Source organism: Micromonospora sp. NPDC048898, assembly GCF_043198035.1.
Taxonomy (GTDB): Bacteria; Actinomycetota; Actinomycetes; order Mycobacteriales; family Micromonosporaceae; genus Micromonospora.
Window position 1 is genome coordinate 252,024 of record NZ_JBICUF010000003.1, and the last position, 19,479, is coordinate 271,502.

At 72.0% G+C, this 19,479-nt stretch carries 15 protein-coding genes and 1 pseudogene; 7 read left to right on the forward strand and 9 right to left on the reverse strand.

What is annotated here, in order from left to right:
• From ACGFIQ_RS11430 to ACGFIQ_RS11470, 9 genes and pseudogenes are all read right to left on the reverse strand, one after another.
• Window positions 1-1,056, reverse strand: a complete 1,056-nt coding sequence (locus tag ACGFIQ_RS11430) for a glycosyltransferase family 4 protein (RefSeq protein ID WP_393242677.1) — start codon at window positions 1,054-1,056, stop codon at window positions 1-3.
• Between the two features lie 160 nt (window positions 1,057-1,216).
• A pseudogene (locus ACGFIQ_RS11435) lies at window positions 1,217-1,440 on the reverse strand (BON domain-containing protein); the annotation flags it as partial.
• Between the two features lie 134 nt (window positions 1,441-1,574).
• On the reverse strand, window positions 1,575-3,281 hold the full coding sequence (locus ACGFIQ_RS11440; protein WP_393242679.1) for a trypsin-like peptidase domain-containing protein: 1,707 nt from the start codon (window positions 3,279-3,281) through the stop codon (window positions 1,575-1,577).
• 62 nt (window positions 3,282-3,343) lie between these two features.
• Window positions 3,344-4,900 (reverse strand): sensor histidine kinase, encoded by a 1,557-nt coding sequence (locus ACGFIQ_RS11445; protein ID WP_393242681.1) that lies wholly within the window; start codon window positions 4,898-4,900, stop codon window positions 3,344-3,346.
• Window positions 4,897-5,598, reverse strand: coding sequence for a response regulator transcription factor (locus ACGFIQ_RS11450; RefSeq protein ID WP_355033347.1), 702 nt, complete (start codon window positions 5,596-5,598; stop codon window positions 4,897-4,899). Before ACGFIQ_RS11450 ends, ACGFIQ_RS11445 begins: the two co-directional genes overlap by 4 nt.
• Before the next feature lie 86 nt (window positions 5,599-5,684).
• Window positions 5,685-6,296, reverse strand: a complete 612-nt coding sequence (locus tag ACGFIQ_RS11455) for a helix-turn-helix transcriptional regulator (RefSeq protein WP_393242684.1) — start codon at window positions 6,294-6,296, stop codon at window positions 5,685-5,687.
• Window positions 6,293-7,117: a DUF4097 domain-containing protein gene (locus tag ACGFIQ_RS11460; protein WP_393242686.1), complete on the reverse strand. Its 825-nt coding sequence runs from the start codon at window positions 7,115-7,117 to the stop codon at window positions 6,293-6,295. Before ACGFIQ_RS11460 ends, ACGFIQ_RS11455 begins: the two co-directional genes overlap by 4 nt.
• Before the next feature lie 148 nt (window positions 7,118-7,265).
• Complete coding sequence (locus tag ACGFIQ_RS11465) at window positions 7,266-8,210, reverse strand: lysophospholipid acyltransferase family protein (RefSeq protein ID WP_393242688.1); 945 nt, start codon at window positions 8,208-8,210, stop codon at window positions 7,266-7,268.
• Window positions 8,207-9,028, reverse strand: a complete 822-nt coding sequence (locus tag ACGFIQ_RS11470) for a GNAT family N-acetyltransferase (RefSeq protein WP_393242690.1) — start codon at window positions 9,026-9,028, stop codon at window positions 8,207-8,209. Before ACGFIQ_RS11470 ends, ACGFIQ_RS11465 begins: the two co-directional genes overlap by 4 nt.
• Window positions 9,029-9,188: 160 nt before the next feature.
• Between ACGFIQ_RS11470 and ACGFIQ_RS11475 the strand changes: the two genes are divergently transcribed.
• The 7 genes from ACGFIQ_RS11475 to ACGFIQ_RS11505 all read left to right on the forward strand — a co-directional run bounded on the left by ACGFIQ_RS11475 (window position 9,189) and on the right by ACGFIQ_RS11505 (window position 19,420).
• Window positions 9,189-9,836, forward strand: coding sequence for a hypothetical protein (locus tag ACGFIQ_RS11475; RefSeq protein WP_393242692.1), 648 nt, complete (start codon window positions 9,189-9,191; stop codon window positions 9,834-9,836).
• Between the two features lie 144 nt (window positions 9,837-9,980).
• Entirely contained in the window at window positions 9,981-10,916 is a 936-nt protein-coding gene (locus ACGFIQ_RS11480; RefSeq protein ID WP_393242694.1) for an ABC transporter ATP-binding protein, read from the forward strand.
• The gene (locus ACGFIQ_RS11485; RefSeq protein ID WP_393242696.1) at window positions 10,913-11,725 is read left to right on the forward strand and encodes an ABC transporter permease; all 813 of its coding nucleotides are present in this window, start codon (window positions 10,913-10,915) and stop codon (window positions 11,723-11,725) included. The genes ACGFIQ_RS11480 and ACGFIQ_RS11485 overlap by 4 nt, the downstream gene beginning before the upstream one ends.
• Window positions 11,726-12,001: 276 nt before the next feature.
• The gene (locus ACGFIQ_RS11490; protein ID WP_393242698.1) at window positions 12,002-15,775 is read left to right on the forward strand and encodes a multifunctional oxoglutarate decarboxylase/oxoglutarate dehydrogenase thiamine pyrophosphate-binding subunit/dihydrolipoyllysine-residue succinyltransferase subunit; all 3,774 of its coding nucleotides are present in this window, start codon (window positions 12,002-12,004) and stop codon (window positions 15,773-15,775) included.
• A 174-nt stretch (window positions 15,776-15,949) separates the two neighbouring features.
• Window positions 15,950-16,135 carry a DUF6104 family protein gene (locus ACGFIQ_RS11495; RefSeq protein ID WP_110561692.1) on the forward strand — a complete coding sequence of 62 codons (186 nt, stop codon included), beginning with the start codon at window positions 15,950-15,952 and terminating at the stop codon, window positions 16,133-16,135.
• A gap of 103 nt (window positions 16,136-16,238) precedes the next feature.
• Window positions 16,239-18,308 carry a phosphate acetyltransferase gene (pta, locus tag ACGFIQ_RS11500; RefSeq protein ID WP_393242700.1) on the forward strand — a complete coding sequence of 690 codons (2,070 nt, stop codon included), beginning with the start codon at window positions 16,239-16,241 and terminating at the stop codon, window positions 18,306-18,308.
• Entirely contained in the window at window positions 18,305-19,420 is a 1,116-nt protein-coding gene (locus ACGFIQ_RS11505) for an acetate/propionate family kinase (RefSeq protein WP_393242702.1), read from the forward strand. The genes pta and ACGFIQ_RS11505 overlap by 4 nt, the downstream gene beginning before the upstream one ends.
• Window positions 19,421-19,479: the final 59 nt, after the last annotated feature.

The following is a 19,479-nucleotide window of genomic DNA, read 5'->3' on the forward strand; positions in this document are numbered from 1 at the left end:
TCAGCGGGCCGAGACCCGGGCCGACTCGCGCACGTCGTACCCGCTGGTGGCGAAGCGCCGGTAGATCTCCGCGTAGCCGTCCGCCATCCGCTCGACCGAGAAGTTCCGGGCCACGTGCGCCGTGCAGTCGGCCGGGTCGAGCCGCTGGGCCGCGCGCAGGGCCGCGGGTAGCTCCTCCGGGCGCGCACAGACCAGCCCGGTCACCCCGGGCTGGACCAGCTCCGGCACCGCGCCCCGGTTGAGCGCGACCACAGGTGTCCCGGTCGCCATCGCCTCCAGCATCACCATGCCGAACGGCTCGTCCCACTGGATCGGCATGATCAGGCAACGGGCGTCGACGAGCATCCGCAGCGTCTCGGCGCGGTCGGCGTTGAGCACGACTGTCACGTTCTCGTCGACAAGCGGCTCGACGACCTGCTCGTAGTACCGGCGCTCGGCCGGCTCGTTGCACTTGCCGGCCAGCAGCAGGGGCAACCCGGCCTCCCGGCACGCCTGGATGGCGATGTCCGGGCCCTTGTCCGGGCTGAAGCGGGCCAGCCACAGCACCGGCCCCGGGCCGGGCTCGGTCTTGCGCGGTAGGTCGTGGGCGTCCAACGCGTTGTGCACAGTGCCCGCCCAGGGCAGACCGGGGTTCAGCAGGCGCTGGGCGTGTGAGATCGCCACCAGGGCCACCCCGGCGTCGATGTCACTGAGCACGTCGCCGTACTCCCCCACGGGGTTGCCGTGCACTGTCGCAACCGTCGGTACGGCCCGGCGACCGGCGAGCAGCGGGCCGATCGTGGTGTGGTCGTGGATCACGTCGAAGTCGGCCGCCGTGATCAGCCGCTTCACCCGGGCCAGGTGGGCCAGCTCGGGCAGTGACTCGCCGAGCCGCTCGTACTGGACCTCGGGCACCGTCGAGACGAAGCCGTCGGCGGCGGTGCCGTGGTGGCTGCCGGCGCCGAACAGGGTCACCGCGTGCCCGTGCCTGCTCAACTCGTCCACCAGTGCGGCGACGACCTGTTCGAGGCCGCCGTAACCGGGCGGCGGCACGGACAACCAGGGCGGAACCACCATCGCGATACGCAGAGACCCCCCTGGAGGGCGGCCCGCAGTCGGGTGGTTCACGGCCACGAGTCCTCCCCGTTGCTCCCCGTGCGGCGTCACCCGCCGGCCGGCGGGTGAGGTCGGCGGCGGGTTCCCGGTGGCGTCCCGGGTAAACCGGACAAGCGGACGCTCACCCGCCGACCAGGAGTTGGTCGTGCACCACCCGCACGCCCGGCGCGCACCAGGCGACCCGCTCGACCTGGTCGCGTTCCCACCAGGACCGGACCACCCCAGCGAGGACCAACGCGTCGCGAGCCGGCGCACCTCGCCCTCGGCGGCGCGGCGTTGCCAGCCGAACTCGACAGCACCGCGCAGCATCAGCCAGCCGTTGGCGACTGTGACGTCCAGGCGTTCGGGTGAACGGGTGACGGCGGTTCACCCGATCCGGGTGAACCGCCGTCCGGGCGGAAAAGAGCGGCGGGTGACGGAGCCGACCCCCTCGGCCCCGCCACCCGCCGCCGGAGGGAGGAGGCAGGTGTGGATATCTGTCAGGACGTCTCGGCGAGCGTCACGGTTGCCGACTTCTCGACGCCGTTTCGCTTGTACTGCACCTCGACCCGGTCGCCGACCTTGCCGGCCTGCACCGCGCCGACCAGGTCGTCCGAGTCGTTGACCGGCTTGTCACCGAACTTGGTGACGACGTCGCCACGCTGGAGGCCGGCCTTCTCGGCCGGGCTGCCCGGGGTGACCGAGGCGACGAGCGCGCCGCCACCCTCGGCCTGGTTGACGCCCACCCCGAGGGAGGGGTGGCTGACCTTCTCGCCGCGCTGCAGCTTGCCCGCGACGTCCTTGGCCTTGTTGCTGGGGATGGCGAATCCGACGCCGATGTTGCCGGTGCTCTGCCCGGAGGTGGCGATGGCGGTGTTGACGCCGATCACCTCACCCCGGGTGTTGACAAGCGCACCGCCGGAGTTGCCCGGGTTGATCGGCGCGTCGGTCTGGAGCAGACCGGAGATCGAGCTGACCGGCTGGCTCTGCTGGCTCGGGTCCTGCTGCTGGCCGTCGCCGGCCCGGATGGTGCGGTCCCGGGCGCTGAGGATGCCCGAGGTCACCGAACCCTGCAGGCCGAGCGGGCTGCCCAGGGCGAGCACCTGGTCGCCGACCTGCATGGCGTCGCTGTCGCCGAACTTGGCCGGCTTGAGGTCGGTGACCCCGTTGGCCTTGATCACGGCCAGGTCGGTCTTCGGGTCGGTGCCAATGATCTTCGCCGGCGCCTTCGTGCCGTCGGCGAAGACCACCTGGACGGTGTCACCGCCGGCGGAGGCGACCACGTGGTTGTTGGTCAGCACGTAGCCGTCGTTGGTGAGCACCACCCCGGAGCCCTCGCCGCTGCCGGTGGTGATGGAGACGACGCTGTCCTGCACGGACGCGGCGATCTTCGGCAGGTCGGCGCTGTTGAGCACCGGTGCCGCCGTGTAGGTGCGGGTGACGCCGCCGCTGTCACCGTCGAGGGCGAGGGCGAGGGCCCCACCGGCGACGCCGGAGCCGAGCATCAGCGCGAACACCGCGACGCCGGCGCCGGCGAACTTGGCGATCCGGCCGGGCCGGGGGCCGCTGGCGGGCGGCGCGACCTGCGGGCCCCACGGCGGAATCGGCTGGCCGGGGTGTTGCGGGTGCTGCCCGGGGTGTTGCGGGTGCTGCCCGGGGTGCTGAGCGTGCTGCCCGGGGTGCTGAGTGTGCTGGCCGTGCTGCTGGTGCGGCGGGTACGCCATGCCCGGCTGTCCCCCGCCGGCCCAGCCGGACTGCTGGCCCGCGTACCAGGGAGCACCGGGGTACCGGCCGGCATTCGGCTGCGGATAGCCGGGCTGGCCTGGGGCCGGGTAGCCGGAGACCGGGTACGGCGGCGCGGAGGGCGTGGCGGTGGGCGGCTCGTACCCGGTGGGCTGCGCGGTGGGCGTGGCGGCCGGCGGCTCGTACCCGGTCGCCGGCGGCGTGCTGGCCGGCTGCCCGGCGTAGGCGGCGGGTGCGGCTTCGGTACCGGCGACGGTCGGCGTGACCGCGGTGGTCTCCGTGTCACGGGTGGTCGCCGGGTCACCGGTGGAGTGCGCGTCACCGGTGGTCGAGACAACCGAAATGGGAGTGGTCGGGGAGTCGGACTGCGCGCGCTCGTCGCGCGGCAGCTCGGCGGTGGGGTGCGACGGCTCGGCGTCGGTGGGGGCCGGCCGGCGCTGCGGGTCGGACTCGTACTCGGTCATGCCTCTACCTTCTCCCTGGGCACTGCAATCAACCTGGAACCGTCCTGGAAGTTGGCTGAAAGTCACTCGCCCGCTTCCTCCGACTGTGGCGACAGCGGCAGCCGGACCCGGAAGGTGGCTCCACCACCGGGTGTCTCGGCCACCTCGACCGAGCCGTGGTGCGCGGCGACAAGCGCCGCCACGATGGCCAGGCCAAGGCCGGTGCCGGTGTTGCCGTCGGCCCGCCGCGTACGCGCCGCGTCGGCCCGGTAGAACCGCTCGAAGACCCGTTCGGCCTGCTCCGACGAGAGGCCGGGACCGGTGTCGGCCACCTCCACGACGGCGCGGCTCCCCGGCTCGGCCCGCAACCGCACGCGGATCTCGGCGTCCGGCGGGGTGTGGGTCAGCGCGTTGGTGACCAGGTTGCCGATCACCTGACGCAACCGAGCGTCGTCAGCGGAGACGACGAGCGGACCCGACCCGGGCTCGATCTCCAACTCGATCCGACGATCCGGGGCCATCACCCGGGCGGCCTGCACCGCGTCGGAGGCGAGCACCGGCAACTCCACCGGAGTCAGCGAGAGCGGCCGCTCCCGGTCCAGCCGGGCGAGCAGCAGCAGGTCCTCCACTAGCAGCCCCATCCGGGACGCCTCGTCCTCGATGCGGCGCAGCAGGCCGGCAATCTGCTCCGGCTCCTGGGCCGCGCCCTGCCGGTACAGCTCGGCGAAGCCGCGAATGGTGGTCAGCGGGGTCCGCAGCTCGTGCGAGGCGTCCGCGACGAACTGCCGCATCCGCTCCTCCGAGCGGATTGCCCGCACCTCGGACGCCTGGGCGGCGTAGGCGGCGTCCCGGGCGGCGCTCTCCGCCGAGCGGGCGGACATCTCCGAGGCGGCTCTGGCGGTGAACGCCGCCTCGATCTGGGTGAGCATCGCGTTCAGCGCACGGGAGAGCCGGCCCAGCTCCGAGGTCGGATGCTCCTGCCCCTGCTCCGGGTCGGGCACCCGCTGGGTCAGGTCGCCGCCGGCGATGGCGGCGGCGGTGCGTTCGATCTCCACCAGGGGCTTGAGGCTGGTCCGGACGATCGCCGCGCCCACCGACGCCAGCAGGATCAGCACCGACCCGCCGACCAGCAGGTCGATCCAGACGAGCTGCTTCACCGCCCGGTCGACCTCGGTGAGCGGCTGACCCACGGCCAGCACCGAGCCGTCCGGCTGGGCCGCGAAGTAGACCCGCCACCGGGTACGGCCGTCGTGCGAGACGACGGTCTTCGGCTCCCCCTCCGAATCCTCGAAGCCGTCCACGCTCGTCGGGAGGGTGGGCAACTGCTCGGGATCGAGACTCTTGTAGTCGTAGATCGCCCGGTAGACCTGGGTCTCGTCGGCCACCGACACGACGTAGTCGCTGGGCAGCATCGCCCTGATCTCGCCGCTGCGCAGACCCGGGAGCGCCTGCCCGAGACCCTGGGTGGCGGAGCGGACCTGCCCGTCCACCTGGCCCTCCAGGTAGTTGCGCAGGAAGTAGGCGGTCAGCGAGCTGATCACCAGCAGCGCGACGGCGACGAGCGCCAGCACCGACGTGACCAGCTTGACCCGCAGCGGTACGCCCCGCAGCCGTCCCTTCGCCTGCTGGACCGTGTTCACGCCGCCGGCTTGCGCAGGACGTACCCGACGCCACGCAGCGTGTGGATCAACCGGGGTTGGGTGGTGTCGACCTTGCGCCGCAGGTAGGAGATGTAGGACTCGACGATGTTGTCGTCACCACGGAAGTCGTAGTTCCAGACGTGGTCGAGGATCTGCGCCTTGGACAGCACCCGGTTGGCGTTGAGCATCAGGTAGCGCAGGAGCTTGAACTCGGTCGGCGAGAGCTGCACGCGCTGGCCGGCCCGGTGCACCTCGTGGGTCTCCTCGTCCAACTCCAGGTCGGCGAAGGTGAGCCGGGACGGGGCCTGCCCGCCGGTCGTGGTGCGGCGCAGCACGGCCCGGATCCGGGCGGTCAACTCCTCCAGGCTGAACGGCTTGGTGACATAGTCGTCGCCACCCAGGGTCAGCCCACGGATCTTGTCGTCGGTGGCGTCCCGAGCGGTCAGGAAGACCACCGGGGTACGCGTGCCGCCCTCGCGCAGCATGCGGATGACCTCGAAGCCGTCCAGGTCCGGCAGCATGACGTCGAGCACCACCAGGTCGGGCCGGTGGTCCTTGGCGGCGTTGAGTGCCGCGCTCCCACTGGTCGCGGTGGCCACGTCGAAGCCCGCGAAGCGCAGGCTCGCGGAGAGTAGTTCGAGGATGTTGGGGTCGTCCTCGACGACGAGAAGTCGCGCCTCGGTCTGGGTAGCGGGCATGGGCCCAATCATCGGTGACCTCACTGCACCGGCGCTGGACACTTCCTGGAAAAACCCTGTGAGTCGCGACCGTACGGCGATCGTGCTCACCGCAGGAGGCGGCGCAGCCCGTCCAGGGCGCCGTCGAGCAACCGGATCGCGGTGCGCAGTTGGGTCTCGTTGAACCGCCGGGCGCGTACGAGCCGGCCCACCTCGGCGGTGAACGCGGCCAACCGCTGGTCCAGCTCGTCGAGCAACTCGGCGTTCGGCCCGGCGTCCGACTCTGGCCGGGGCGACCAGCCGGGCGCCTCCCACCGGGTACGCCGGGTCTGCCGGGTGGCCTCGCTCAGCTCCCGCTTGAGGTCGCGAACCGAGCCGCGTACCTCGCTGCGGATCTCACCGGCCAGGCTGGAGAGGTCGGCCACCGAGGCCGTGATGTCCGCTTCGAGCGCGGCCAACTCGCCGGCCCGCTGGCGCAGCTCCGCACGACCGGCGTCGGTGATGTCGTACGTCTTGCGGCCACCGGCGGCGGTGTGGCTGACCAGGCCCTCGACCTCGAGCCGTTGCAGGCGGGGGTAGATGGTGCCGGCGCTGGGCGCGTAGAGCCCCAGGAAACGGTCCTCCAGCAGGCGGATCAGCTCGTAGCCGTGCTTGGGGCCGTCGTCGAGCAACTTGAGCAGGTAGAGCCGGAGCCGCCCGTGGCTGAACACGGCGGTCACGGCAGCTCCTCCCCGTCGTGGTCGACAGCTCGGGCGAGCAGGGCGATGCTCCCCGAGGTCGTGGAAGCCCAGAGCTTACCGTCGCCGGCGCCGAGCACACCCGCGCCGCTGGACGGCGGGAACGGCGGGGTGCGTACCTGCGGAAAGCCGCTGGTGATCCGCCCGGCGGCGGTCTGTAGTTCGACGGCGAGGTCGCTGTCCTCGCGGACCCGGACGGTGATGCTGCCCGTGACGGTGGTCAGCCGGATCTCGCTGCGCCGGGGATTGTCCAGGTCACAGGTGATGGCGCCGGAGACGGTCTGCGCCCGCACCCGGTCGGCGGCACTGTCGGCGATGATCACCTCGCCGGAGACCGTCTCCAGGGTGAGGTCACCGCGGACGCCGAGCGCCTCCACCGGGCCGGAGGTGATGTGCGCGCTGGTGGTGCCCCGTAGACCCATGAGGGTGATCTGGCCGGCGGTGACCTGGACCGTGGTCTGCTGGCGCAGGCCGGAGGCGACAAGCGAGCCAGCGACCAGGCCCAGGTCGGCGAGGACGTCGGCGGGCACGGCGACGGAGACGTCCACCTTCGGATAGCGGTGGATCATGCGGAACCACCGCAGGACGTCCGACCAGCTCCGGCCGCGTTCCTGCCGGATGCTGAGCCGTCCGTCGGAGTGCTCGATCAGAACCGGCCGACGGCCGACCTGGGTGACGTCGATCCGGGCGGGGCCGTCGGCGGCGACCACGTTGAGCCGTCCGCTGACCAGGCGGACGTCCAGGCGGGTGACCGGCCCGTCCAGGGTGAGCCGTCGCGGGCTCTCGACAGTCCATCCGGCCATGGCGCGCCCTCCCTCTCGACGGCGCGCCGACGCGCGCCCGACGAACAGACAGTAACGCGATACATCGCGACAGCACAAGACAGGTCGCGAGTTGGTGGCATCCGTCCGACGGCCGGGTGTGCCTCCGCGAGCCGGCCACCACTCCCCCTCAGGCCGCCAGATCCAGCCCGCCACCGAAGACCGGCGTCGCCGTGGGCGCAGCGACGGCCGGGGTCGCCGCGGGCACCGGACGCAGCCGGGCCCGGGTCACCGCATCCGCCGCGGGTAACAGGTGTACGGCCGACTCGGCGGCCCGGGCCAGCAACCGCCGGTCGGCGGCACGGGCCGGGTGCAGAGCGGCGGTGATCGTCACCGACACCACAAGTTCCCGCACCGCGACCACCCGGGCCACCGATCGCAGCAGCGTGTCCGCACCGAGGAAGGCGGCGGCCGTGGTGGTCGTACCGGTGGCCGCGCAGCGGTAGGCGAGCCGCAGCGGCACCACCGGGCTGCCCGTGTCGATGGCCGCCTGGAACGTCGCGGGCCGGAAACCACCGCCGGGGCGGCAGTCGGCGGCACCGTCACCGGCACACCAGGTCGTACCCTCCGGAAAGACCGCCACCGACCGGCCGGCGCGCAGCGTGTCGGCGACCCGGCCGACCATGTTCGGCAGCGCCCGCGGCCGGGAGCGGTCCACGAAGACGGTCCCCGCCGCCGCGGCCAGGAGGCCGACCACCGGCCAGGAGCGGATCTCCCGCTTCGCGACCATCCGGGTGGGCGCTACCGCCAGCACCGCGATGACGTCCAGCCACGAGACGTGGTTGGCGACCAGCAGCGCCCGTCGTCGGGGCAGCCGGCCCCGGATCACCAGCCGGACGCCGAAGGCACGCGCGGTGGCCCGGGCCCAGCCGCGTACCGCCGCCTGGCGTTCCTGGGTCGGCAGCACGGGCAGCAGCACCACCAGGCCGACACCGGCCAGCAGCATGCCGGTCACGGCGACCAGCCGGAGCACCCGACGGGCCACCGGCACCGTGGGCACCTCGCCGTCCGCCGGCAGACAGTCGTCGCCGCAACCCGACGAGGGCCGCCACAGGTCGTTCGGTACGGCGGTCACTGCTCCGCCCCGCCGAGGAAGTGCCGCAGGTAACGCGGATTCATCCGGTCCAGGCAGAAGAGCACGTAGAAGTCCGCGCACCCGAAGTCGGGGTCGTACGACGGCTCGCCGCAGATCCACGCGCCGAGCCGGAGGTAGCCACGCAGCAGCGGCGGTACCGCGACGCGCCCGGCCGGATCGGCGGCGAAGGGGGCAGCGGCGGAGGCGGCAGCGGTCGGGGCAGGGGCCGCGGCCGGGGCGAGGGCCGCGGCCGGGTTGGCGAACCAGGGTCGCAGCGGGCGGACCCGCAGCGGCGGCGGCGACAGGTGCCGGGCCTGCGCCTGGGCCCACACGCCGGCGACCGTCCGCCCGCCGTCGTCCACCGGCACCGAGGCGCAGCCGCCGAGCCACCGGGAGCCCCGCAGGTGCAGGTACCGGGTGATGCCGGCCCACATCAGGTTGATCACCGCGCCGGAGCGGTGGTCCGGGTGCACACAGGACCGACCCGCCTCGACGAGGTCGTCACGGAGCGGATCGAGCGCGCTTAGGTCGAACTCGGCCTCGGCGTACCGCCGGTCGGTGCGCCCCGGCGGCAGCAGCCGGTACGTGCCGACCACCTCGCCGGTGCTGTCCTCGCGGACGATCAGGTGGTCGCAGTACGCGTCGAAGGGGTCCACGTCCAGCCCGGCCGCGCCGGGGAGGAGGGTGGCGCCGAGTTCGGTGGCGAACACCTCGTGGCGCAGGCGTTGCGCGGCCGCGACCTGGGTGGGGTCGTCGGCGATCAGCAGGGTGTATCCGCTGGTCGTCAAGGGTGCGCCAGCGGCATGCAGAACGGCCATGGGATCTGTGTAAATGCCCGGGTTGCCATTCACGGGGACCACCGGTGTCGATCGGATGAACGGCGGCAGGCGAGACCGCTGGCCGCACCCCGCGGTGGGCGTGCGAGGCTGCCGGAGCGACCGGCGAAGGCGCCGGCCCGCCCCCCTTCGGAGGTCGACGATGCGCATCGAGTCCCGCTACAACGGGCCCGCCGGCTCGGGCAACGGCGGCTGGAGCGCGGGAGTGTTCGCCGCCGAGGCGGGCGGCACCGGCCCGGTCGAGGTGACGCTGCGCCGGCCACCGCCGTTGGAGACCGAGTTGACACTTGTCGGCGACGAGGTCCGGGACCCGGCCGGCGAGCTGGTGGCCGAGGTGCGCCCCGCCGGGGTGGTCGACGCCGTCGTACCCCCGGTCGACCTGGAGACCGCGGTGGCCGCGGCGACCCGCTATCCCGGCCTGGTCGAACATCCGTTTCCGGGTTGTTATGTGTGCGGGCCGCAGCGGACCGACGGGTTGCGGATCTTTCCCGGTCGGCTGCCGGACGGGCGGACCGCAGCGCCGTTCCGGGCGCCCGCGCAGGTCGGCGCGGCCACGGTCTGGGCGGCGTTGGACTGCCCCGGCGGCTGGACGGTGCTCGCGCCCGGCCGCCCGTACCTGCTGGGTCGGATCGCCGCCGTGGTCACGGCGCTGCCGGACCCGGGCGACGACTGCGTGGTGACCGGGGCGTTACTCAGCGTCGATGGGCGCAAGGCGCTCGTGCACACCAGTCTGTACGGCCCGGACGGTGCGCTGCTCGGCGCGGCCCGGGCGACCTGGATCGCCCGCTGAGCCCCCGGCCCGTCGTCCGCAGGGTGGAGTCGCCTCCGCCCTGCGACGGAGGCGAACATACGGACCGCGCCTGATTGACCTTGTTGCCCCGGGCCGTCACGCTGTGCCACGGCGTACCTCGACGCCGTACACGGGAGGAGAACGATGACTGACGGGCAGCGAAGCCCCACCAGCGACGGTCAGATCGTGGTGTCCGGTCTGACGAAGCAGTACAAGAACGTGCGGGCGGTGAACAACCTGTCCTTCACCGTGGCACCGGGGCGGGTGACCGGCTTCCTCGGCCCGAACGGCGCTGGCAAGACCACCACCCTGCGTATGCTGCTGAACCTGGTCACGCCGACTGCCGGTACGGCCACCATCAGCGGCCACCGGTACACCGACCTGTCGGACCCGTTGCGGCACGTCGGCGCGGTGCTGGAAGCCTCCAGCGCGCACAAGGGCCGCACCGGCATCAACCACCTGCGGGTCATCTGCGCGGCAGCCGGGCTGCCCCGGCAGCGGGCCGACGAGGCGCTGGCCCTGGTCGGGTTGACCCCGGCGGCGAAGCGCAAGTTCAAGGGCTACTCGCTGGGCATGAAGCAGCGGCTCGGCATCGCCGCCGCGATGCTCGGCGACCCCCGCGTGCTGATCCTCGACGAGCCCGCCAACGGGCTCGACCCGGAGGGCATCCGGTGGATGCGCGGGTTCCTCAAGAACCTGGCCGTCGAGGGCCGCACCGTGCTGGTCTCCAGCCACCTGCTCTCGGAGATGCAGTTGCTCGCCGACGACGTGGTGATCATCGCGGCCGGTCAGTTGGTCCGGCAGGGACCGGTCGAGCAGGTCCTCGGCTCGATGGCGCAGAGCGCCCGGGTGCGGGTGCGCACGCCGCAGGCCGAGGCGCTGGTCACGGCCCTGAAGGCGCAGTCGGCGACCGTCGACACCGACGAGCAGGGCGTGCTGCTGGTCGCCGGGGTGGACGCCCCGACGATCGGCCGGGCCGCCCTGGCCGCCGGTGTCGAGCTGCACGAACTGACCACCGAACGACCCGACCTGGAACGGGTCTTCCTGGAGCTGACGGCCGGAAAGGCGGGCATCCGATGAACCTGGTCCGAGCCGAACTGCTCAAGATCCGTACCACCAGCACCTGGTGGTGGCTGGCCCTCGGCGCGTTCCTCTCGATCGCCCTGGCGTTCGCGATCAACGCGTGGCTGCTCGTCACGGCGCTCGGTGGCGACGCCGACAACATCGGCGTCAGCGCCGAGCAGGCGACCGCACCGGCGCAGGCGGCGAACCTCTACACCTCGGGCCAGTACCTCGGGCTGATGTTCGTGATGCTCATCGGCATCCTGATGGTCACCAACGAGTTCTTCCACCAGACCGCGACCACGACGTTCCTGACGACTCCCCGGCGTACGTCGGTCATCGTCGGCAAGCTCGTCGCCGCCAGCCTGCTCGGCTTCATGTTCTGGTTGGCGACCACGCTCATCGACCTGGCCGCCGGCTCGATCTTCCTGTCCCTGAACGACTACGGCACCCAGCTCGGTGAGTGGCCGGTGCAGCGGGCACTGCTGTTCAACCTGCTCGCCTACGCCATCTGGACGATCCTCGGGGTGGGCATCGGCACGCTGATCACCAACCAGCTCGGAGCGGTGATCACGGCGGCGGTGCTCTACCTGATCGGTACGCAGGTGGTGGGTCTGCTGTTCCTGCTCCTGTCGAACCTGCTCGACAACCAGGCGGTGCTCAAGTGGCAGGTGGTCTGGCCCGCGGTGGCGTCCCAGGTCATGATCACGGAGGGCACCTCCGAGTTCACCCCGTCCTGGTGGGTCGGTGCCCTGGTGCTGGTCGGCTACGCGCTGGTCACCGGGATCGTCGGAGTCCTGATCACCCGACGGCGCGACATCGCCTGACGGCGAATCCGACCCCGGGACGGCGGCGACCGGCCTGCCGCTCCGGGGTCGGTGCCCCGCCCTCGCGGGCGACCATGCGTTACCAGTCCCTCACCAGCCGCGCAGCGGTTGCTGAACTTCTGGCATCTTCTGTGAAACCGGCCACGGGACCGAGGCTGAAATGCCTGCGGGATCGGTACGGCGTAGCCTGGGAGCCGTCCAGTCCGTGCTCCTAATCGGGCACGAGGGACACACCGCGTGCCACACAAACCCGCGTGAAAGAGGCGATTACCGGCCGTGTCGACCCAGCAGACTTCGCAGGAGAACCCACTGGCGGGTTTCGGCCCGAATGAGTGGATCGTCGAGGAGATGTACCAGCGGTACCTCGCCGACCCATCGAGCGTCGATTCGGCCTGGCACGACTTCTTCGCCGACTACCGGCCGGCGCCCGGCGCGGCCACGCCAGGCGGGGCCGAGTCGTCGGAGAAGCCGGCCGCCGCTCCCGAGCCGGACGGGCAGCCGGAGGCAGCCGCCACGGTCAGCCAGCCGAGCGCCACACCGCCGGCGACCGCGAGCAAGCCGTCCGCCGCGCAGCCGGCACCGGCCAAGCCCGCCGCCACGCAGTCGGCACCGACCAAGCCCGCCGCGCCGGCCGCGCCCAAGGCCGCCCCGGCGAAGGCCGCCCCGGCCAAGCCGGCCGCCGCGCCGAGCGCCGACGGCCCGCAGACCACGCCGTTGCGGGGTGTCGCGGCGAAGATCGTCCAGAACATGGACGCCTCGCTGAGCGTGCCCACCGCGACAAGCGTGCGCGCGGTCCCGGCCAAGCTGCTCGTCGACAACCGCATCGTGATCAACAACCACCTCGCCCGGGGGCGCGGTGGCAAGGTCAGCTTCACCCACCTGGTCGGGTACGCGCTGGTCCGGGCGGTGGTCCAGCACCCCGAGATGAACAACTCCTTCGCCGAGGCCAACGGCAAGCCGGCGATGGTCCGCCCGGCGCACGTCAACCTCGGCATCGCGATCGACCTGGCCAAGCCGGACGGCACCCGCAACCTGGTGGTCCCCTCCATCAAGGGTTGCGAGCAGATGGACTTCCGGCAGTTCTGGCAGGCGTACGAGGACGTGGTCCGGCGGGCGCGGCGCAATGAGCTGACCATGGAGGACTACTCCGGCACCACGATCTCGCTGACCAACCCGGGCGGCATCGGCACCGTGCACTCGATGCCGCGCCTGATGCAGGGGCAGAGCGCGATCATCGGCGTGGGAGCGATGGAATACCCGGCTCCCTACCAGGGCATGTCCGAGGCCACCCTGGCCGAGCTGGCCGTCAGCAAGATCATCACGCTGACCAGCACGTACGACCACCGGATCATCCAGGGCGCGCAGTCCGGCGAGTTCCTCAAGGTGATGCACGAGCTGATCCTCGGCGAGCACGGCTTCTACGACCAGATCTTCACCTCGCTGCGCATCCCGTACGAGCCGGTGCGGTGGATGCGCGACGTGGCGGTCAACTCCGAGGGTCAGATCAACAAGACCGCCCGGGTGCACGAGCTGATCCACGCGTACCGGGTGCGCGGCCACCTGATGGCCGACACCGACCCGCTGGAATTCAAGATCCGCAAGCACCCCGACCTGGACGTCCTCCAGCACGGGCTCACCCTCTGGGACCTGGACCGCGAGTTCCCGGTCAACGGCTTCGCCGGCCGACAGCGGATGAAGCTGCGCTCGATCCTGGGCGTGCTGCGTGACTCCTACTGCCGCCGGGTCGGCATCGAGTACATGCACATCCAGGACCCGGAGGAGCGGCGCTGGATCCAGGAACGGATCGAGCGCAAGTACGAGAAGCCGTCCGCCGACGAGCAGAAGCACGTGCTCAACCGGCTCAACGCCGCCGAGGCGTTCGAGACCTTCCTGCAGACCAAGTACGTGGGCCAGAAGCGCTTCTCGCTGGAGGGCGGCGAGTCGCTGATCCCGCTGCTCGGTGAGGTGCTGGAGTCGTCCGCCGAGAACGGCCTGGACGAGGTCGTCATCGGCATGGCGCACCGGGGTCGGCTCAACGTGCTGGCCAACATCGTCGGCAAGCCGTACGAGAAGATCTTCTCGGAGTTCGAGGGTCACCTGGACCCACGCTCGACGCAGGGCTCCGGCGACGTGAAATACCACCTCGGCCAGAACGGCAAGTTCACCACCCCCGACGGCGAGCACGCGGTCAAGGTGTCGGTGGTGGCCAACCCGTCGCACCTGGAGGCCGTCGACCCGGTGCTGGAGGGCATCGTCCGGGCCAAGCAGGACCGGATCGACCTCAAGCTGGAGGGCTACACCGTGCTGCCGCTGGCGGTGCACGGTGACGCCGCGTTCGCCGGGCAGGGCGTGGTCGCCGAGACGCTCAACCTGTCGCAGTTGCGCGGCTACCGCACCGGCGGCACCGTGCACGTGGTGGTCAACAACCAGGTCGGCTTCACCACCGCCCCGGAGTACAGCCGGTCCAGCCTCTACAGCACCGACGTGGCCCGGATGATCCAGGCGCCGATCTTCCACGTGAACGGCGACGACCCGGAGGCCGTGGTCCGGGTGGCCCGGCTGGCCTTCGAGTACCGGCAGACGTTCAACAAGGACGTCGTGATCGACATGGTCTGCTACCGCCGGCGCGGGCACAACGAGGGCGACGACCCGTCGATGTCCAACCCCCAGATGTACAAGATCATTGACTCGAAGCGCTCGGTGCGCAAGCTCTACACCGAGGAGCTGATCGGTCGCGGCGACATCACCGTGGAGGACGCGGAGGAGCTGCTGCGCGACTACCAGGCGCAGCTGGAGAAGGTCTTCAAGGCCACCCGGGACGCCGCCTCGGCACCACGGCAGCTCAACCGGCCGCGTCGCGAGGAGGAGCCGGAGCCGCAGGTCGACACCGCCACCGACGCGTCGGTGGTCAAGGCCATCGGCGAGGCGCACATCAACCTCCCGGAGGGCTTCACCCCGCACAAGCGGATCCAGCAACTGCTGGACCGGCGGGCCAAGATGTCCACCGAGGGCAACATCGACTGGGGCTTCGGCGAGATCATCGCGCTCGGGGCGCTGCTGCACGACGGGGTCACCGTCCGGCTGGCCGGGCAGGATTCGCGGCGCGGCACGTTCGTCCAGCGGCACGCCTCGGTGGTCGACTCCCGCACCGGCGACGACTACCTGCCGCTGAAGTCGCTCACCGGCGACGGCGAACGCTCCCGGTTCTTCGTGCACGACTCGCTGCTCAGCGAGTACGCCGCGATGGGCTTCGAGTACGGCTACTCGGTGGAGAACATCAACGCCCTCGTCGCCTGGGAAGCCCAGTTCGGCGACTTCGTCAACGGCGCCCAGTCGGTGATCGACGAGTTCATCTCCTCCGGCGAGGTCAAGTGGGGCCAACGCTCCGCCATCACCCTGCTGCTGCCGCACGGCCACGAGGGCCAGGGCCCGGACCACACCTCCGGCCGGCCGGAGCGGTTCCTGCAGATGTGCGCCGAGGACAACATGCGGGTGTCCATCCCGACGACCCCGGCGAACTACTTCCACCTGCTGCGCCGCCAGGCCCTGTCGCCCAAGCGCAAGCCGCTCGTGGTGTTCACACCGAAGTCGCTGCTGCGGCACAAGCTCTGCGTCTCCTCGGTGGAGGACTTCACCACCGGCACCTTCCAGCCGGTGCTGCGCGACCCGGCCGCCCCGGCACCGGAGGCGGTGAAGCGGGTGCTGCTCTGCTCCGGCAAGGTCTACTACGACCTGTTCCAGGCCCGGCAGGAGCGCGGCGTCACCGACACCGCGATCCTCCGCATCGAGCAGCTGTACCCGCTGCCGGTGGAGGAGATCCGGGCCGCCCTCGGGCAGTTCCCGAACGCGGAGGACTTCGCCTGGGTGCAGGAGGAGCCGGCCAACCAGGGCGCCTGGTCGTTCGTCGCGCTCAACCTGCTGGAGCACCTCACGGACGTCCGGCTGCGGCGGATCTCCCGCCCGGCCGCGGCCGCTCCGGCGGTCGGCTCGGCCAAGACCCACGAGGTCGAGCAGAACGCGCTGATCGAGGCGGCTCTCCCCCGCCCGTGACCTGACCGCACCACGCGAGCCGGGGCAGGGCCGTTTCACAGCGGTCCTGCCCCGGCTCGCGTCGGTCCCGCCCGGTCCACCCCGCGCCGGCCCGCCTGGTGGCCGGTCGACCGCCCACGCACCCACCATCCGAACCCGCCCGGGCCGACCCGGGCCGAGCACGAGGACGTACCCATGTACTTCACCGACCGTGGCATCGAGGAGCTCGTCGAGCGCCGGGGCGAAGAGCAGGTGACCCTGGAGTGGCTGGGTGAACGCCTACGCGACTTCGTCGACCTCAACCCCGACTTCGAAACCCCCATCGAACGCCTGGCCACCTACCTGGCCCGCCTGGACGACCCAGACGACGACGACGCCTAACCCCGTCCGTCCTCATGGTCACCGGGGCGGGCGGGGCGGGGGCGGGCGGGGCCGGGTGGGTGGGGGCGGGGTTTTGGGGGGCGCGATCTTCTAGGGTGGGGGCGTGGCTCGCAGTGTGTATCTGACCAGCGTGGGGTCTGGTGGGGGGAAGTCGACGGTTGCCCTCGGGCTGGCGGAGTTGTTGTCCCGTCAGGTGGGGCGGATCGGCGTGTTCCGGCCGCTGGTCTCCGACTCCGGTCCGGACCCGATCCTCGCCCTGCTCAGCGAGCGGTACCGGGTCGAACTGCCGATCGCCGAGCTGGCCGGGGCGAGCTACTCCCAGGCCGCGGCGCTCGTCGCCGACGGCCGGCGCGAGGAGCTGATCTCCACGGTCGTCGAGCGGTACCGGGCGGTGGAGCGGCAGTGCCCGGCGGTGGTCGTGGTGGGCAGCGACTTCGACGACCCGGGCGACCCGGCCCACCCCCGTGAGTTGGCCTTCAACGCCCGGCTGGCCACCGAGTTCGGCAGCGTGGTGGTGCCGGTGGTGGACGGCTTCGGGCAGGAGCCGTCGGCGGTGGCGGCGGCCGTGCGCGGGGCGTACCACGATCTGGCCGACCTGGGCGCGACGGTGCTCGCGGTGATCGCCAACCGGGTCACCGAGCCGATGACGCTGCCCGACCTGCCGGTCCCCGCGTACGCCATCCCGGAGGTGCCGAGCGTGTCGGCGCCGACGGTGGCCGAGGTGGCGACGGCGCTCGGCGCCACCCTGCTGGCCGGGGACGACGCGGCGCTCGGTCGGGACGTCCTGGACTTCGTGGTCGGCGCGGCGCATGTGCCGACGCTGCTGGGCCACCTCACCGAGGGCGCCCTGGTGATCACCCCCGGAGACCGGGCCGACCTGCTGGTGGCCGCGAGTGCCGCGCACGTGGCCGGGCAGGTGTCGGTGGCCGGGCTGGTGCTCACCCTGGGCGAACAGCCCGACCCCCGGGTCATGCGGCTGGTGGAGGGCCTGAACACCGGGCTGGCGGTGCTCTCCGTGCGTCTCGACAGCTACGACACCGTGGCCGCGTCCAGTCGGATCGAGGGCCGGCCCAGCACGGCGAACCCGCGCAAGGTGGAGGCGGCACTGGGGGCGTTCGAGCGCTGCGTGGACACCGACGACCTGGCCCGCCGGCTGCGGGTCAGCCGGTCGACGCGGGTGACCCCGCTGATGTTCGAGAACGAGCTGATCGACCGGGCCCGGTCGAAGCCGCGGCACCTGGTGCTGCCGGAGGGCGCCGACGAGCGGATCCTGCGCGCGGCCGAGATCCTGCTGCGCCGGGGCGTCGCCGAGCTGACCCTGCTCGGCCGGCCGGACGACATCACCCGACGCACCCGCGAGCTGGGCATCGACCTCGGTGACGCGAGCGTCGTCGACCCGGTCACCAGCGGGTGGCGCGACGACTTCGCCGCCGAGTACGCGCGGCTGCGCGCCCACCGGGGCGTCAGTGCCGAGTTGGCGTACGACATCGTGGCCCAGCCCAACTACTTCGGCACGCTGATGGTGGCGACCGGACGGGCCGACGGCATGGTCTCCGGCGCGACGCACACCACCGCCGCGACGATCCGACCGGCGTTCGAGGTCATCCGTACCGTGCCGAACGTGTCGGTGGCGTCCAGCGTCTTCTTCATGCTGCTCGCCGACCGGGTGCTGGTCTACGGCGACTGCGCGGTCAACCGCGACCCGGACGCCCCCCAGCTCGCCGACATCGCGATCTCGTCGGCCGAGACCGCCGCCCGGTTCGGCATCGAACCCCGGGTGGCCATGCTGTCGTACTCCACCGGCAGCTCCGGCGCGGGCGCGGACGTGGAGAAGGTCGCCATGGCCACCGCCCTGGTCCGGGAGCGCCGGCCCGACCTGTTGGTGGAGGGGCCGATCCAGTACGACGCGGCGATCGACCCCGCGGTGGCGGCCACGAAGCTGCCCGGCAGCCCGGTCGCCGGTCAGGCCACCGTCTTCATCTTTCCGGACCTGAACACGGGCAACAACACGTACAAGGCGGTGCAGCGCTCCGCCGGGGCGGTCGCCGTCGGCCCGGTCATGCAGGGCCTGCGCCGGCCGGTGAACGACCTGTCCCGCGGCGCGGGAGTGCCGGACATCGTCAACACGGTGGCGATCACCGCCATCCAGGCGGCAACTGAGGAGCCCTCGTGAGTCGGGTGCTGGTGCTCAACTGCGGGTCGTCGTCGGTGAAGTGGCGCCACTACGACGGAGACCGGGTGCTCGACCACGGCACCGTCGAGCGGGTCGGTGAGCCCGGTGGCGGCCCGGCGGACCACGCCGGTGCGGTCCGGCAGATCCTGGACGGTCTGGACCTGACCGGGCTGACCGCGGTGGGGCACCGGGTGGTGCACGGCGGCCGGAGGTTCGCCGCACCGGTGCTCGTCGACGACGAGGTGCTGGCCGCGATCAAGGATCTGGTGCCGCTCGCCCCGCTGCACAACCCGGCCAACCTGGCCGGCATCGAGGTGGCCCGCGCGGCACTGCCGGACGTCCCGCAGGTCGCCGTCTTCGACACCGCGTTCCACCACACCCTGCCGGAGGCCGCCGCGACGTACGCGATCGACCGGGGCACCGCCGAGCGGTACGACATCCGCAGGTACGGCTTCCACGGCACCTCACACGCGTACGTGTCCCGGCGCACCGCCGAGCTGCTGGGCCGCCCGTACGAGCAGGTCAACACGATCACCCTGCACCTGGGCAACGGGGCCAGCGCGTGCGCGGTGGCACACGGTCGCAGCGTCGCCACCTCGATGGGCATGTCCCCGTTGCAGGGGCTGGTGATGGGCACCCGCAGCGGCGACGTGGACCCGACCGTGATCTTCCACCTGCGCCGGGAGGGTGGGCTGTCGGTGGACGACATCGACGACCTGCTCAACCACCGCAGCGGCCTGTTGGGGCTGACCGGCGCCAACGACATGCGCGAGGTGCTCGAACGTCGGGCGGCCGGTGACCGGGCGGCGGCGCTGGCCTTCGACGTGTACTGCCGGCGGATCACCGAGTACGTCGGGGCGTACTACGCGCTGCTCGGCCGCGTCGACGCGATCGCCTTCACCGCCGGGGTCGGCGAGAACTCCGCGCCCGTCCGGGCTGCCGTCCTGGCCGGTCTGGACCGGCTCGGCATCACCGTGGACGACGCCCGCAACGACGGCGCGGGCGACCGGTTGATCTCGCCCGAGGGCGCCGAGGTGAGCGTCTGTGTCATCCGGACCGACGAGGAGCGGGAGATCGCCCGGCAGACCCGGGACGTGGTCGGGGCGGCCTGACGCCACGCAGGCGCGCACCCCCGGGAGGCCCGAGGGTGCGCGCGAGTCGGTGCGACTCG

Excerpts from the sequence above, each read along its gene's own strand:
- ACGFIQ_RS11450 (WP_355033347.1), bottom strand. The coding sequence starts at position 5,598 with ATGCCCGCTACCCAGACCGAGGCGCGACTTCTCGTCGTCGAGGACGAC.
- ACGFIQ_RS11460 (WP_393242686.1), bottom strand. The coding sequence starts at position 7,117 with ATGGCCGGATGGACTGTCGAGAGCCCGCGACGGCTCACCCTGGACGGG.
- ACGFIQ_RS11475 (WP_393242692.1), top strand. The coding sequence starts at position 9,189 with ATGCGCATCGAGTCCCGCTACAACGGGCCCGCCGGCTCGGGCAACGGC.
- ACGFIQ_RS11480 (WP_393242694.1), top strand. The coding sequence starts at position 9,981 with ATGACTGACGGGCAGCGAAGCCCCACCAGCGACGGTCAGATCGTGGTG.
- ACGFIQ_RS11485 (WP_393242696.1), top strand. The coding sequence starts at position 10,913 with ATGAACCTGGTCCGAGCCGAACTGCTCAAGATCCGTACCACCAGCACC.
- ACGFIQ_RS11495 (WP_110561692.1), top strand. The coding sequence starts at position 15,950 with ATGTACTTCACCGACCGTGGCATCGAGGAGCTCGTCGAGCGCCGGGGC.
- ACGFIQ_RS11440 (WP_393242679.1), bottom strand. The coding sequence starts at position 3,281 with ATGACCGAGTACGAGTCCGACCCGCAGCGCCGGCCGGCCCCCACCGAC.
- ACGFIQ_RS11430 (WP_393242677.1), bottom strand. The coding sequence starts at position 1,056 with ATGGTGGTTCCGCCCTGGTTGTCCGTGCCGCCGCCCGGTTACGGCGGC.
- ACGFIQ_RS11470 (WP_393242690.1), bottom strand. The coding sequence starts at position 9,028 with ATGGCCGTTCTGCATGCCGCTGGCGCACCCTTGACGACCAGCGGATAC.